This window comes from Enterobacter sp. C3_dUdeg (assembly GCF_057536195.1).
In genome coordinates this window covers 54,572-68,636 of sequence record NZ_BAAKFX010000003.1, presented here as the reverse complement: position 1 = coordinate 68,636, position 14,065 = coordinate 54,572, and the positions used below count along the sequence as shown (strand labels likewise).

At 57.2% G+C, this 14,065-nt stretch carries 13 protein-coding genes; 4 read left to right on the top strand and 9 right to left on the bottom strand.

The window, feature by feature from the left end; all coding sequences use genetic code 11:
* The first annotated feature begins 81 nt into the window (after nucleotides 1–81).
* Nucleotides 82–522 carry a PTS sugar transporter subunit IIA gene (locus tag AC27FC_RS10365; RefSeq protein WP_126796867.1) on the top strand — a complete coding sequence of 147 codons (441 nt, stop codon included), beginning with the start codon at nucleotides 82–84 and terminating at the stop codon, nucleotides 520–522.
* A gap of 62 nt (nucleotides 523–584) precedes the next feature.
* Nucleotides 585–1,832, top strand: coding sequence for a polysaccharide deacetylase family protein (locus AC27FC_RS10360; protein ID WP_048978997.1), 1,248 nt, complete (start codon nucleotides 585–587; stop codon nucleotides 1,830–1,832).
* 3 nt (nucleotides 1,833–1,835) lie between these two features.
* Here AC27FC_RS10360 and panD read toward each other — a convergent pair whose 3' ends face one another.
* The 9 genes from panD to thpR all read right to left on the bottom strand — a co-directional run bounded on the left by panD (nucleotide 1,836) and on the right by thpR (nucleotide 8,774).
* The gene (gene panD / locus AC27FC_RS10355) at nucleotides 1,836–2,216 is read right to left on the bottom strand and encodes an aspartate 1-decarboxylase (protein ID WP_006810068.1); all 381 of its coding nucleotides are present in this window, start codon (nucleotides 2,214–2,216) and stop codon (nucleotides 1,836–1,838) included.
* Between the two features lie 33 nt (nucleotides 2,217–2,249).
* The gene (panC, locus tag AC27FC_RS10350; RefSeq protein ID WP_023310431.1) at nucleotides 2,250–3,101 is read right to left on the bottom strand and encodes a pantoate--beta-alanine ligase; all 852 of its coding nucleotides are present in this window, start codon (nucleotides 3,099–3,101) and stop codon (nucleotides 2,250–2,252) included.
* Nucleotides 3,102–3,112: 11 nt separating this feature from the next.
* Entirely contained in the window at nucleotides 3,113–3,904 is a 792-nt protein-coding gene (gene panB / locus AC27FC_RS10345; protein ID WP_047060107.1) for a 3-methyl-2-oxobutanoate hydroxymethyltransferase, read from the bottom strand.
* A 123-nt stretch (nucleotides 3,905–4,027) separates the two neighbouring features.
* A complete protein-coding gene (folK, locus tag AC27FC_RS10340; protein WP_033144656.1) occupies nucleotides 4,028–4,507 on the bottom strand; it encodes a 2-amino-4-hydroxy-6-hydroxymethyldihydropteridine diphosphokinase in 480 nt (159 codons plus the stop codon).
* The gene (gene pcnB / locus AC27FC_RS10335; RefSeq protein WP_072162357.1) at nucleotides 4,504–5,901 is read right to left on the bottom strand and encodes a polynucleotide adenylyltransferase PcnB; all 1,398 of its coding nucleotides are present in this window, start codon (nucleotides 5,899–5,901) and stop codon (nucleotides 4,504–4,506) included. Before pcnB ends, folK begins: the two co-directional genes overlap by 4 nt.
* A 42-nt stretch (nucleotides 5,902–5,943) precedes the next feature.
* Nucleotides 5,944–6,834 (bottom strand): tRNA glutamyl-Q(34) synthetase GluQRS, encoded by an 891-nt coding sequence (gene gluQRS / locus AC27FC_RS10330; RefSeq protein ID WP_487160115.1) that lies wholly within the window; start codon nucleotides 6,832–6,834, stop codon nucleotides 5,944–5,946.
* Nucleotides 6,835–6,893: 59 nt separating this feature from the next.
* The gene (gene dksA / locus AC27FC_RS10325) at nucleotides 6,894–7,349 is read right to left on the bottom strand and encodes an RNA polymerase-binding protein DksA (protein WP_001155232.1); all 456 of its coding nucleotides are present in this window, start codon (nucleotides 7,347–7,349) and stop codon (nucleotides 6,894–6,896) included.
* A 176-nt stretch (nucleotides 7,350–7,525) separates the two neighbouring features.
* Nucleotides 7,526–8,230: a DNA/RNA nuclease SfsA gene (sfsA, locus tag AC27FC_RS10320; RefSeq protein ID WP_039260626.1), complete on the bottom strand. Its 705-nt coding sequence runs from the start codon at nucleotides 8,228–8,230 to the stop codon at nucleotides 7,526–7,528.
* Nucleotides 8,220–8,774, bottom strand: a complete 555-nt coding sequence (gene thpR, locus AC27FC_RS10315; RefSeq protein WP_023310437.1) for an RNA 2',3'-cyclic phosphodiesterase — start codon at nucleotides 8,772–8,774, stop codon at nucleotides 8,220–8,222. The genes sfsA and thpR overlap by 11 nt, the downstream gene beginning before the upstream one ends.
* Before the next feature lie 73 nt (nucleotides 8,775–8,847).
* Between thpR and hrpB the strand changes: the two genes are divergently transcribed.
* The gene (hrpB, locus tag AC27FC_RS10310) at nucleotides 8,848–11,277 is read left to right on the top strand and encodes an ATP-dependent helicase HrpB (protein ID WP_196354883.1); all 2,430 of its coding nucleotides are present in this window, start codon (nucleotides 8,848–8,850) and stop codon (nucleotides 11,275–11,277) included.
* A gap of 188 nt (nucleotides 11,278–11,465) precedes the next feature.
* Nucleotides 11,466–13,991 (top strand): bifunctional glycosyl transferase/transpeptidase, encoded by a 2,526-nt coding sequence (gene mrcB, locus AC27FC_RS10305; RefSeq protein WP_196354884.1) that lies wholly within the window; start codon nucleotides 11,466–11,468, stop codon nucleotides 13,989–13,991.
* Nucleotides 13,992–14,065 lie beyond the last annotated feature (74 nt).

Below are 14,065 nucleotides of genomic sequence, written 5' to 3'. Positions count from 1 at the left end.
TTGCCGGGCACTTTCTTTGACAGTTATCACCGTAAGCTAACCTTCACTCCGCTAAACTACTTGCCTGCTAAGGAGGGAGTTATGCTGGGATGGGTTATCACCTGCCACGATGAACAGGCGCAGGAAATGCTGGATAAGCTTGAAGCCAGATTTGGCCCGCTGGTGCAATGCCGGGCGGTAAACTACTGGCGCGGGTTGAGCACCAACATGCTGAGCCGCATGATGTGCGATGCCCTGCATGAAACGGACACCGGGGATGGCGTGATTTTTCTTACCGATAAATCGGGCGCGGCGCCTTATCGCGCAGCCGCGTTGCTGAGCCATAAGCACGCGTGCTGTGAAGTGATCTCGGGTATTAACTTCTCCCTGCTGGCGTTAATGTATCCGCAGCGTGGATCCTTAAGCAGCGCAGAGTTTCGCCAGTCCATCGTGGCGCAGGGCGTTCCGGGCGTCAGCAGCTTGTGGCATCAGCAGCAAAAAAATCCTCCCTTCGTCCTGCTCCACGATTTGTATAAGAATTAAACGTGGGTATTGATGTCTCATTTGTTACAATAGCGGCAGTTTTCCGCACCGATTAAGACACCATGCTACCGCGCATTCTTTTCTTGCTATTGATGCTCATTTCCGGCGTCAGCTCAGCCAGTTTACTCAGTCAGCACACGCTGCCTGCCCAGTACATGCAAACCACCGAAGACGCGGCGATCTGGGCGCAGGTGGGGAACAGCGTGATTAACGTCGGTAACGTGCGCGCCGGGCAGATCCTGGCCGTCGTGCCCGCGGCGGCGGACTACTACGAATTTCGCTTCGGTTTTGGCACGGGGTTTATCGACAAGGGACACCTGGAGCCGGTTCAGGGGAAACAGCGCGTCGAGGACAGCCTCGGGGATCTCAATAAGCCCCTGAGCAATCAGAACCTCATTACCTGGAAAGACACGCCGGTGTATAACGCGCCGTCGAGCGGCAGCGCGCCGTTCGGCACATTAAGCGCCAATCTGCGCTATCCCATACTGAATAAACTGAAAGACCGTCTGAATCAGACCTGGTTCCAGATACGCATCGGCAATCGTCTGGCGTGGATCAGCAGCCTGGATGCGCAGGAAGATAACGGCCTTCCGGTTCTGACCTACCATCATATTTTGCGTGATGAAGAAAACACGCGCTTTCGACATACGTCCACAACGACCAGCGTACGTGCGTTCAACAACCAGATGGCCTGGCTACGCGATCAGGGCTATACCACCCTGACGATGTACCAGCTTGAAGGGTACGTGCGTAACAAAATGAACCTGCCTGCAAAATCGGTGGTGATTACCTTTGACGACGGCCTGAAATCCGTCAGCCGCTATGCCTATCCTGTGCTGAAAGAGTACGGCTTCAAGGCTACCGCGTTTATTATCTCTTCCCGTATAAAAGGCCATCCGCAGAAGTGGGATCCAAAATCGCTGCAGTTTATGAGCGTGCAGGAGATTAAGGAGATTCAGGATGTGTTCGATATTCAGTCCCACACCCACTTCCTGCACCGCGTGGATGGGTATAAGCACCCGATTTTACTGAGCCGCAGCTATCACGTGATTTTGTTTGATTTTGAACGCTCGCGTCGCGCGCTGGCGCAGTTTAATCCACGCGTGCTCTATCTTTCCTATCCGTTTGGCGGCTACGACAATAAAGCGATAAAGGCGGCGAATGATGCCGGTTTCCATCTGGCGGTGACGACGGTGAAAGGGAAGGTGAAGCCGGGGGATAATCCGTTCTTACTGAAACGCCTGTACATCTTAAGAACGGATTCGCTGGAGACAATGTCGCGGCTGATCAGCAATCAGCCGCAGGGATAGTGCTTAAGCAACCTGAACCGGAATCGCCTTCGCGGTACGTTTCATGTCGTTGTCGCCTTCAAAGTAGGCAACTTTCGGCTGCCAGCGGCGCGCTTCTTCATCAGACATCATCACGAAGCTGGCGATAATCACAATATCGCCCACGTCCGCGCAGTGCGCTGCCGCGCCGTTAACGGAGATGATTTTAGACCCGCGCTCGGCGGCGATGGCGTAGGTTGAGAAACGTTTGCCGTTGTTAACGTTCCAGATATCAATCGCTTCGTTTTCAAGGATGCCCGCAGCATCAAGGAAATCCTGGTCGATGGCGCAGGAGCCTTCATAGTGCAGGTCGGCCTGGGTGACTTTCACACGGTGAAGCTTACCTTGCAGCATTTTGCGAATCATTACGTTTACCTTTCATCTTCCGGGTAGAGAAACCTACGCCAGTTCAACCACTTTGTTGTCGATTAGGCGGGCCTGACCAAGCCATGCCGCCACCAGAATGACCGCACGTTTGCTGGTCTGTGTAAGCTCCAGAAGCGTATCGGCATCGCGAATTTGAATATCATCAGCGCGGAAGCCTTTATCGTTCAGCGCCTGTTCAGCCAGAGCAATAATCTCTTCGGCCGTTAACTCTTTCGCCAGCAGCTGTTCTGCCATGGTGTTCATGACCTTGCTTAAGCCCGGCGCGATTTTACGCTGGTCCGCGGTCAGGTAGCCATTTCGCGAGCTGAGCGCCAGACCGTCTTTGGCGCGTACAATCGGTACGCCGACAATCTCGATATCGTAGCCCATATCCGCAACCATCTTGCGGATCAGCGCCAGCTGCTGGAAATCTTTCTCACCGAAGCAGGCAACGTCCGGCTGCACCAGGTTGAACAGCTTGCTGACGATGGTCGATACGCCGCGGAAATGACCCGGGCGGCTTGCGCCTTCCAGCATGGTGGAAATGCCCGGTACGTCAACGTAAGTGGCCTCATCGGTACCCTGAGGATAGACATCCGCCGGTGCCGGAGAGAAGACAATATCCGCATGGCGTTTTTTGAGCTTCTCGCAATCTTCCTGCAGGGTGCGCGGATAGCGTGCCAGATCGTCAGCGCGGTCAAACTGCATTGGGTTAACGAAGATACTGACCACCACGATATCTGCACGGGCTCTTGCTTCGTCAACCAGCTTCATATGGCCGTCATGCAGGTTGCCCATGGTCGGGACCAGTGCGATACGTTTACCTTCCTGACGCGCGCGGCGGATATGCTGGCGCAGCAGCGGCAGGGTTTCAATGATTAGCACAACGAGACTCCTTAATGGAAACTGTGTTCTTCACCCGGGTAAACACCGGATTCAACGTCGGCAATATACTGCCTGACCGCAGCGCGCATGTCGCCCGCTTCGGTGAGGAAATTTTTGGCAAACTTCGGAATATGCCCGCCGGTGATGCCAAAGGCGTCGTGCATCACCAGGATCTGACCGTCGGTCACGTTGCCTGCGCCAATACCAATCACCGGAATCGACAGGGCTTCAGTAATACGCTTCGCCAGCTCAACCGGCACGCACTCCAGCACCAGCAGCTGGGCGCCTGCGGCTTCCAGCGCCAGGGCATCATCAAACAGCGTCTGGGCGGCGTCACCGCGGCCCTGCACTTTATATCCACCAAAGATGTTGACGGACTGCGGCGTCAAGCCCAAATGGCCGCACACCGGCACGGCGCGCTCGGTGAGCATCTTCACCGTATCCACCAGCCAGGCGCCGCCTTCAATTTTGACCATGTTAGCGCCAGCACGCATGACTACTGCCGCGTTTTCGAATGCCTGCTCCGGCGTGGCATAGGCCATAAACGGCAGATCGGAAAGCAGCAGGCAGGCTGGAGCCCCGCGGCGCACCGCACGCGTGTGGTAAGCGATATCCTCAACCGTGACCGGCAGGGTGGAATCATGTCCTTGTACCGTCATCCCTAACGAATCTCCGACCAGCATGACGTTGATACCCTCTTCGGCAAAGAGTTTGGCGAAGCTGTAGTCATACGCGGTGATGGTGGCGAAGCGTTTTTTTTCCTGTTTGCATTTCTGCAGTAAGGAGATGGTGGTTGGTTTCATACTGTTTCCTGATAGCCCAAAAGCGAATCTTTGCGCATTCTAACAGTAACATTCGGGGGAACAATGATTTTAGGTAACCGATTAGCCACAATTATTTTGAGGTTAATCGGCAGGGGAACCGGATCACCAGCGGGCGGGTCTTTCCGCGTTGAGGTTGTCCAGAATGGTCCGGAGTGGGATGCCATCCGGGAAGATGAGATCGGGGGCGACTTCAAACAGCGGCCAGAGCATAAACCCGCGGTTTTTCATGTCGTAATGCGGAACGGTGAGACGTTCAGTGTTAATGGTTTCGTGACCAAACAGCATAATGTCGAGGTCCAGCGTGCGCGGTCCCCAGCGCTCGGCTTTGCGTACGCGTCCCTGCTGCAGTTCGATGCGCTGGGTGTTATCCAGCAGCGTTTCGGCATCAAGGGCAGTTTCCAGCACCACGGCGGCATTGAGATAATCAGGCTGATCCTGCGGGCCCAGCGGCGGCGTGCGGTAGAAAGAGGAGACTGCCACGATCTTGCTTTGCGGGATCTCCCCCAGCGCCTGTACGGCAGCGTTCACCTGCTCCAGCGGAGAGGCTAAATTGCTGCCGATGGCGATATACGCGAGGGTCATGCTGTCCCTTCACGACGCGGCGCGCGTTTGCGCGGACGACGATGGCGGCGACGCGGTTCCGGCTCTTCATCCAGCCCGGTGAGCATGTCTTTTTGCTCCGGCGGTGCGGAAACCTGGAATTCGGCCCACCACTGCGCCAGGCGCTGCAGTTCCTGGTTGCGTTCAATTTCAGCACGCAGCGACAGCAGATCGAAGGCGGCGCGGAATTTTGGATGCTCCATCAGCTTCCAGGCGCGTTTGCCCTGACGACGGGACATGCGCAGCTGAAGCTGCCAGATATCGCGCACCAGCGTGGTAATGCGTTTTGGAATAGCGAGCGTACGGCACCCTTCGTCCAGCACGTCGTTTGCGGCCAGCGCGAAGGCGTCATAATAGGCAAGCCCGCTCTCCTGGGTAATTCGCTGGGCCGTTTCCAGCAGCGGATACCAGAACATCGCCGCAAACAGGAACGCCGGATTGACGCGCATGTCGTTGCGAATACGGGTATCGGTATTTTTCAGCACCTGCGCAATCATCCGCTCCATTGGGCTGTCACCGCTTTCGGTGAAGTAGCGGGTAATGGTCGGGAACAGGGGCTGGAACAGGTTGTATTCGCGCAGCAGGTTGTAGGTTTCAAAGCCGTGGCCAGCCTGCAGCAGCTTCAGCGCCTCTTCGAACAGGCGGGCAGGCGGCACGTCGTTAATCAGCGTCGCCAGGCGCGGAATCGGCTCTGCCGTTTCCGGGCTGATGCGCATATTGAGCTTGGCGGCGAAACGCACGGCGCGCAGCATACGCACGGGATCTTCACGATAGCGCGTTTCCGGCGTGCCGATCAGACGGATCAGACCTTCTTTCAGGTCCTGCATGCCGCCGACGTAATCGCGCACGGTGAAATCCGCCACGCTGTAATAAAGGCTGTTGATGGTGAAGTCGCGACGCTGGGCATCTTCTTCGATAGAGCCGAAGATATTGTCACGCAGCAGCATGCCGTTCTGGCCGCGCTGTGACGTGGTGCGATCGGATGCGCCCGCTTCGTGGTGGCCGCGGAAGGTCGCCACTTCAATGATTTCCGGGCCAAACATCACGTGAGCCAGACGGAAACGGCGGCCAACGAGACGGCAGTTGCGGAATAATTTGCGCACCTGCTCAGGCGTGGCGCTGGTCGTCACGTCGAAATCTTTTGGTTTTTTGCCCAGCAGTAAATCACGTACTCCACCGCCCACGAGGTAGGCCTCGTAGCCCGCTTTATTCAGACGATAGAGCACCTTGAGGGCATTTTCACTGATATCTTTGCGGGAAATAGTGTGCTGCTCACGCGGAATAACCGACATGTGTGGCTGTGCAATAGCATCGTTCGCCATGCTCTCTTCGCGGCTTAGCACTTTACGGCAAAAATTAGCGACTCGGGTAAAAATGGTACACCTCGTAGTGTGTTTTGTTATGAAAAAAGCGGCTAATCATAGCTCAGCGCAACGCATTTGAGAATGCTGGATTTTTGGCACTGCCGCGAGCGTCCAGTTGGCAACGGCCATTTTCAGCAGTTCGTCAATACGCAGATCCTGCCATTCGTTGGTTACATTCTGGTTGAGAAATCGCAGCGCGTCGATCAAAACAGGACGCGGATCGCCGTCTGGCAGGGCCGGGGCGTGGTTCTGCTTTGACAATTTAAAGCCCTGCGCATTGACCGCCAGCGGCAGATGAATGTAGTCCGGGGCCGTCCAGCCAAACTGGTGATACAGCGATATTTGTCGCACGGTCGGCTCGACCAGATCCGCCCCGCGCACAATTTCCGTCACGCCCTGAAAACGATCGTCGACGACCACCGCCAGGTTATAGGCGAAAAGGCCGTCACGGCGGTGAATAATAAAATCCTCACGCGCCAGACGTTCATCGGCATGAATCTCACCGGAGAGGAGATCGTTAAAGTGCGTCACCGGGGAGCGCTGCTTTATACGTACGGCGGCATTTTCCGGGGAAAGATTAAGCGTGCGGCAGTAGCCGTCATAGACCCCTCCCACGCTCTGGATACGCGCGCGGGTGCAGGTGCAGTTATAGGAAAGCCCCCGATCGCGAAGCCAGGCCAGACGTTCCCGATAGGCATCGTGACGTTTTGACTGCCAGAGCACCTCGTCATCCCAGTGAAGACCGTAATGTTCCAGCTGACGCAGAATAGTGTCTGCAGCACCGGGAACTTCACGAGGAGGGTCAATATCTTCAATGCGGACAAGCCATTTTCCCAGGCGGGCGCGAGCCTGCAGGTAGCTGCCGAGCGCGGCAATTAATGAGCCGAAGTGTAATTCACCGGAAGGAGATGGCGCGAAGCGCCCAATATAGTGTGATTCAGACATATCAACAGTAACAAGGCGGGAGAGACTCCCGCCTTTGGAGTGTGTAAACAGCGCTGGTATTAACCGGCCATCTGTTTTTCGCGGATTTCGGCCAGCGTTTTACAGTCGATGCACAGATCGGCGGTTGGACGCGCTTCCAGGCGACGAATACCGATTTCAACACCGCAGGATTCGCAGTAGCCAAAATCTTCGTCTTCGACTTTTTTCAGCGTTTTCTCGATCTTTTTGATCAGTTTGCGTTCGCGGTCACGGTTACGCAGTTCGAGGCTGAACTCTTCTTCCTGAGCGGCACGGTCTACCGGATCCGGGAAGTTGGCAGCTTCATCCTGCATATGAGTAACGGTGCGATCGACTTCATCCCTGAGTTGATTACGCCATGCTTCAAGAATACGCTTGAAGTGCGACAGCTGGGCTTCGTTCATATACTCTTCGCCCGGCTTCTCTTGATACGGCTCCACCCCAGCGATGGCGAGAATACTCAGGGACGATGTTTTACGGTTTTGCCCTTCTTGCATGTTGCTTCTCCTTAACACGCACTATCGATCCCCGTGTTGGGGGAAAAATCAGGTCGCTATAAATAGCAGATGCTTTTCCGTATGGCAATTATCTAAACGTAACACTTGACAAGCCTGTGAGGAAAAGCGTATTTGCGCACGCGGCCAGAACACTTATTCGACAATCGTCTAATCCCTTACAAGACAATGGGAAGAGAGGATCTCAGAGTCATATTATCGGCAGAAAGTTCCGCTTTATAAGCGAAAACCTCTACCCCCTGCTTTTGTGCCTCATTCAACAATTGCGCGTATTTAGGATCAATATGGCGGGCAGGGGAGAAACGTTCAATGGCTGAATGCAACACCGCAAACAGCAATACGGCGCGTTTGCCCGCCGCCGCAACACTCATTAGCTCTCGCAGATGCTTCTGGCCACGCAGCGTTACCGCATCCGGGAAGTAGCCATTTTCCTGTTCCGCTAACGTCACTGATTTTACTTCAATATAGCACTCGGGCCTGTCTTCCGCCTGTAACATGAAGTCAATTCTGCTGCCTTCATCGCCATATTTCACTTCACTTTTATGCGTGCCATATCCCACCAGTTCGGGAATGGCGCCAAGGGTCAGCGCTTCCTTAACCAGCTGATTTGCGCGCTGGGTATTAACGCAAATAAATGCCCCGTTTTGGGTTTCGGTCACTTCCCAGGTATGGGCATATTTGCGTTTACTATTTTCTGAAGTGGAATACCAGACCCTGTCACCCGGCGTCGCACACCCCGTCATGGCGCCGGTATTGGGGCAGTGCAGGGTGAGCTGAACCCCCTCGGGGGTGATCACGTCGGCGAGGAAGCGTTTGTAGCGCTGGATAAGCGTAGCGTGCTGCAGGGGAGGACTAAACTTCATCAGAATTCCTTTCAGTGTTGCCCAGCGTCCAGCGCTGTAGCGGCGTATAGCGGGTGCGTCCCTGTGCAAAGACGGATTCGTAAAGCGCGAATGCGTTGACCGGAAAGGCCCAGTGAAAACCCGGCGGCGGGATAGCAACGGCCTGACCGGCATCGCGCAGCAGCGTGATATGTGGATGAAACGGCTGTGGGCTCTGATAACAGCCGCTGCGCGCCGCCTGGGCGCGCAGCATGTTCGCCAGCTGCAATAATCCGCGCGGTGGCTGACGCGTTCCCAGCCAGACCACGCGCGAACGCGGCCACTGGCCCGCGTCGTCGAGGTGCAGCGTAAATTCCGGCTGGGCAATACGCCCGGCCATTGCGGCTAACGCCCGCTGTTTTTCGGCACTGACGTCGCCCAAAAAGGCCAGCGTCAGGTGCAGGTTGGCCGCCGCGACAGGGCGGCCCGCCTCCGGCGGAAAGCAATCGGCGCGCCAGCGAACAATTTGACGCTGTATGGTGGTGGGCAATTCAATGGCAAAAAACAGCCGTTTCGACTCAGGCATACGGAGGACTCGGTAATGATATGCGCCGATGCTACAATGTACGCCGACTAATGTTAACCCTCTGGAGCTGTTAGTGTCCTCATTGCCGGTCGCCGTCATTCTTCCTGAGCTTCTCGCTGCCTTACACCATTCCCCACAGGTTTTGCTGAATGCCCCTACGGGCGCGGGCAAGTCCACCTGGCTGCCGCTGCAGATTCTGAAAGACGGAAATATCCGCGGGAAAATTATCCTGCTGGAGCCGCGCAGGCTGGCCGCGCGCAACGTGGCGCAGCGTCTGGCGGAGCTGCTGAATGAAAAACCGGGCGAAACGGTAGGTTACAGGATGCGTGCCGAGACCTGCGTTGGCCCGACCACGCGTCTTGAAGTGGTCACCGAGGGTATTCTCACCCGCATGCTGCAAAACGATCCGGAGCTGAACGGCGTCGGGCTGGTGATCCTCGATGAATTCCACGAGCGCAGCCTGCAGGCGGATCTGGCCCTCGCGCTGTTGCTGGACGTGCAGCAGGGGCTACGCGACGATCTCCGGCTGCTTATTATGTCGGCCACGCTGGATAACGAGCGGCTACGACAGGCATTACCCGATGCGCCGGTCATCAGCTCGGAAGGGCGGGCGTTTCCGGTTGAACGCCGCTATCAGCCGCTTCCCTCCCACCAGCGTTTTGACGAGGCCGTCGCCATTGCCACCGCTGAGCTGCTGCGCCAGGAAGCCGGTTCCCTGCTGCTGTTTTTGCCGGGCGTGGGCGAAATTCAGCGCGTGCAGGAGCAGCTTTCTACCCGCGCAGGCGCCGACGTGCTGCTTTGCCCGCTCTACGGCGCGTTGTCGCTGCAGGATCAGCGTAAAGCGATTCTTCCCGCACCGGCGGGGCAGCGCAAGGTGGTGCTGGCAACCAACATTGCTGAAACCAGTTTGACCATTGAAGGGATTCGCCTGGTGGTGGATAGCGCGCAGGAGAGAGTGGCAAGCTTTGACCCTCGTACCGGGCTGACTAAACTCCTGACGCAGCGCATCAGCCAGGCGTCGATGGTGCAGCGCGCGGGCCGTGCGGGGCGTCTTGAGCCGGGCATCTGCCTGCATTTGACCAGCGCGGAGCAGGCTGAACGCGCTGCACAGCAAAGCACGCCGGAAATTTTACAAAGCGATTTGTCTGGTCTGGTGATGGACCTGCTCCAGTGGGGCTGTCCGAACCCTGAGCAGCTCACCTGGCTTAATCCACCTCCTGTCGTAAACCTCACCGCTGCGCGCACGTTGCTGACCCAGCTTGGCGCGCTGGAAGGCGAGCGTCTGACGGCGCGCGGCCAGAAAATGGCGGCGCTGGGCAACGATCCGCGTCTGGCCGCGATGCTGGTGGCCGCGCAAGGGGATGATGAAATTGCCACGGCGGCAAAACTGGCGGCTATTCTTGAGGAGCCGCCTCGCGGTGGCAGCAGCGATCTGGGGCAGGCGTTTTCGCGCAGCCAGGGGAACTGGCAGCAGCGGGCGCAGCAGCTGAGTAAACGCCTGAATAGCCGGGGAGGTGCGCCTGACAGCGACAAGATTGCCTTCCTGCTGGCCCAGGCTTTCCCGGACAGGATTGCGCGTCGGCGCGGGCTGGACGGTCGCTACCAGCTGGCAAACGGCATGGGGGCGATGCTGGACAGCGATGATGCGCTGACGCGTCACGAATGGCTGATCGCCCCGCTGTTGCTGCAGGGCAGCCATTCTCCGGATGCGCGTATCCTGCTGGCGATAGCCGTAGAGATTGACGCCCTGACGCGTGCCTGTCCGCAGCTGCTTCAGCAATCTGATACCGTGGAATGGGATGACGCCCAGGGCACGCTGAAGGCCTTTCGTCGCAGCCAGATTGGCAAGTTGACGCTTGGGACGAAGCCGCTGGCGAAGCCGTCGGAAGACGAGCTTCATCAGGCGATGCTGAACGGTATTCGGGAAAAAGGGCTGAGCGCCCTGAACTGGACGCCGGAAGCGGAGCAGTACCGCATTCGTCTGCACTGCGCCGCGAAGTGGCTACCGGAATACGGTTGGCCTGCGGTGGATGACGAGACGCTGCTCGCTACGCTTGAGCGCTGGCTACTGCCGCAAATGAGCGGCGTACACTCTCTGCGAGCCCTTAAGGCGCTTGATGTTAAGACCGCGTTACAGAATTTACTGGACTGGTCATTACGTCAACGTCTGGATAGTGAACTGCCAGGGCATTACACTGTGCCGACCGGAAGCCGGATTGCCATCCGTTATCATGAGGATAATCCGCCGGCGCTGGCGGTTCGGATGCAGGAGATGTTTGGTGAAGCCACCACGCCGTCCATTGCGGAAGGGCGTGTGCCGTTAGTGCTTGAGCTGCTGTCGCCTGCGCATCGTCCATTACAAATCACCCGAGATTTGGGAGCGTTCTGGGCGGGAAGCTACCGTGAAGTGCAGAAAGAGATGAAGGGGCGATATCCCAAACATGTCTGGCCGGACGATCCGGCGAATACGGCGCCGACGCGGCGAACGAAGAAATATTCGTAGGTTAGGTGAAAGAGGGAGTGCGGCCTGATGCCCTCACCCCGGCCCTCTCCCACGGGGAGAGGGAGAAAACACTAAAGACTTTCCTGACAGGAAAGTCTTGCTGTTTATTTTGAGAGATTTCTTCTTTCACAGGCCTGTGAAAGAAAAGAAAATCTGGCCTTTGCGCCTGAAAGTTGCGGAGAAAAAGCATGGCGGGGAATGACCGCGAGCCAATAGGACGTAAGGGAAAACCAACGCGTCCGGCGAAAGAAAAGGTAAGCCGTCGTCGCCTCAGAGATGAGGACTATGACGATGACTATGAAGACGATTATGAGGATGAAGAACCGATGCCGCGTAATGGAAAAGGCAAAGGGCGTAAGCCTCGGGGCAAGCGCGGCTGGTTCTGGCTGCTGCTGAAGCTGTTTATTGTTTTTGTTGTCCTGATGGCGATTTACGGCGTGTATCTGGATCAGAAGATCCGTAGCCGTATCGACGGTAAAGTCTGGCAGCTCCCTGCGGCAGTGTATGGCCGTATGGTGAACCTTGAGCCAGATATGTCCATCACCAAAAACGAGATGGTTAAACTGCTGGAAGCCACCCAGTATCGTCAGGTGTCAAAAATGACGCGGCCTGGCGAATTTACCGTGCAGTCCAACAGCATTGAGATGATTCGTCGTCCGTTTGATTTCCCGGACAGCAAAGAGGGGCAGGTGCGCGCGCGTCTGACCTTTGACGGCGATCGTCTGGACACCATCGAGAACATGGATAACAACCGTCAGTTCGGTTTCTTCCGTCTCGATCCGCGTCTGATCACCATGCTTTCGTCAGCAAACGGCGAGCAGCGCCTGTTCGTGGCGCGTAACGGCTTCCCGGATCTGCTGGTTGATACGCTGCTGGCAACCGAAGACCGTCACTTCTACGAGCACGATGGCATCAGCCTCTACTCGATTGGCCGTGCGGTACTGGCTAACCTGACTGCCGGTCGCACCGTGCAGGGAGCGAGTACGCTGACCCAGCAGCTGGTGAAAAACCTGTTCCTCTCCAGCGAACGCTCTTACTGGCGTAAAGCGAACGAAGCCTACATGGCCGTGCTGATGGATGCGCGCTACAGCAAGGATCGTATCCTTGAGCTGTACATGAACGAGGTGTACCTCGGTCAGAGCGGCGATAACGAAATCCGCGGCTTCCCGCTGGCGAGCCTGTACTACTTTGGTCGCCCGGTAGAAGAGCTGAGCCTGGACCAGCAGGCGCTGCTGGTGGGCATGGTGAAAGGGGCGTCCATTTATAACCCGTGGCGTAACCCGAAACTGGCGCTGGAGCGTCGTAACCTCGTTCTGCGTCTGCTGCAACAGCAGCAGGTGATTGACCAGGAGCTGTACGACATGCTGAGCGCGCGTCCGCTGGGCGTTCAGCCGCGCGGCGGCGTGATTTCGCCTCAGCCTGCGTTTATGCAGCTGGTGCGTCAGGAGCTGCAAAGCAAGCTCGGTGATAAGGTCAACGATCTCTCCGGCGTGAAGATCTTCACCACCTTTGACTCCGTGGCGCAGGATGCGGCCGAAAAAGCGGCGGTGGAAGGCATTCCGGCACTGAAGAAACAGCGTAAGCTCTCCGATCTGGAAACCGCGATGGTGGTGGTTGACCGTAACACCGGCGAAGTGCGCGCGATGGTGGGCGGGGCCGAGCCGCAGTTTGCGGGCTACAACCGTGCGATGCAGGCGCGTCGCTCAATCGGCTCTCTGGCAAAACCGGCAACCTACCTCACAGCCCTGAGCCAGCCAAATCAGTATCGCCTGAATACCTGGATTGCGGATGCGCCGATCTCCCTGCGCCAGCCTAACGGCCAGGTCTGGTCACCGCAGAACGATGATAAACAGTTCAGCGGCCAGGTCATGCTGGTGGATGCGTTGACCCGTTCCATGAACGTGCCAACGGTGAACCTGGGCATGTCGCTGGGACTGCCGGCGATTGTCGATACCTGGCAAAAGCTGGGCGTGGCGAAAGATCAGCTGCATCCGGTGCCGGCGATGATCCTCGGTGCGCTTAACCTGACGCCGATCGAAGTGGCGCAGGCGTTCCAGACCATTGCCAGCGGGGGCAACCGCGCGCCGCTGTCTGCCCTGCGCTCAGTGATTGCCGAAGATGGTTCCGTGCTGTATCAGAGCTTCCCGCAGGCGGAGCGTGCCGTTCCTGCTCAGGCCGCCTATATGACGCTGTGGACGATGCAGCAGGTCGTGCAGCGCGGTACCGGCCGTCAGCTGGGCGCGAAGTATCCGGGTCTGCATCTGGCGGGTAAAACCGGGACCACCAACAACAACGTCGATACCTGGTTCGCCGGTATTGATGGCCGTGAAGTGGTGATCACCTGGGTAGGCCGCGACAACAACCAGCCGACCAAGCTGTACGGCGCGAGCGGGGCGATGTCGATTTACCAGCGCTATCTGGCGAATCAGTCTCCTGTGCCGCTGAATCTGGTTGCGCCGGAAGATATCGTCGATATGGGCGTAGACAGCTCCGGTAACTTCGTCTGCGGCGGCGGGATGCGTACGCTGCCTGTCTGGACCGCAAACCCGGACTCGCTGTGCCAGCAAAGCCAGCCAGAACAGCCAACGGGTAACCCGTTCGACCAGTCTTCTCAGCCACAGCAGTCGCAGCAGCAACAGCCGCAGCAGCAGAATGAGAAGAAAGACAGCGACGGTGTCGCGGGCTGGATTAAAGACATGTTCGGCGGTAACTAACCTTTTAAAGCCCTCTTCCCTGGAAGGGGGCTTTTTTTACCCGTAAACCTCATTTCGTTAACCCTCGCTTTAAC

Bases quoted from the DNA above. Each gene is read 5' to 3' on its own strand.
- panB (WP_047060107.1), bottom strand. From the start codon at position 3,904: ATGAAACCAACCACCATCTCCTTACTGCAGAAATGCAAACAGGAAAAA.
- AC27FC_RS10365 (WP_126796867.1), top strand. From the start codon at position 82: ATGCTGGGATGGGTTATCACCTGCCACGATGAACAGGCGCAGGAAATG.
- folK (WP_033144656.1), bottom strand. From the start codon at position 4,507: ATGACCCTCGCGTATATCGCCATCGGCAGCAATTTAGCCTCTCCGCTG.
- thpR (WP_023310437.1), bottom strand. From the start codon at position 8,774: ATGCCTGAGTCGAAACGGCTGTTTTTTGCCATTGAATTGCCCACCACC.
- gluQRS (WP_487160115.1), bottom strand. From the start codon at position 6,834: ATGTCTGAATCACACTATATTGGGCGCTTCGCGCCATCTCCTTCCGGT.
- dksA (WP_001155232.1), bottom strand. From the start codon at position 7,349: ATGCAAGAAGGGCAAAACCGTAAAACATCGTCCCTGAGTATTCTCGCC.
- AC27FC_RS10360 (WP_048978997.1), top strand. From the start codon at position 585: ATGCTACCGCGCATTCTTTTCTTGCTATTGATGCTCATTTCCGGCGTC.
- mrcB (WP_196354884.1), top strand. From the start codon at position 11,466: ATGGCGGGGAATGACCGCGAGCCAATAGGACGTAAGGGAAAACCAACG.
- panD (WP_006810068.1), bottom strand. From the start codon at position 2,216: ATGATTCGCAAAATGCTGCAAGGTAAGCTTCACCGTGTGAAAGTCACC.
- sfsA (WP_039260626.1), bottom strand. From the start codon at position 8,230: ATGAAGTTTAGTCCTCCCCTGCAGCACGCTACGCTTATCCAGCGCTAC.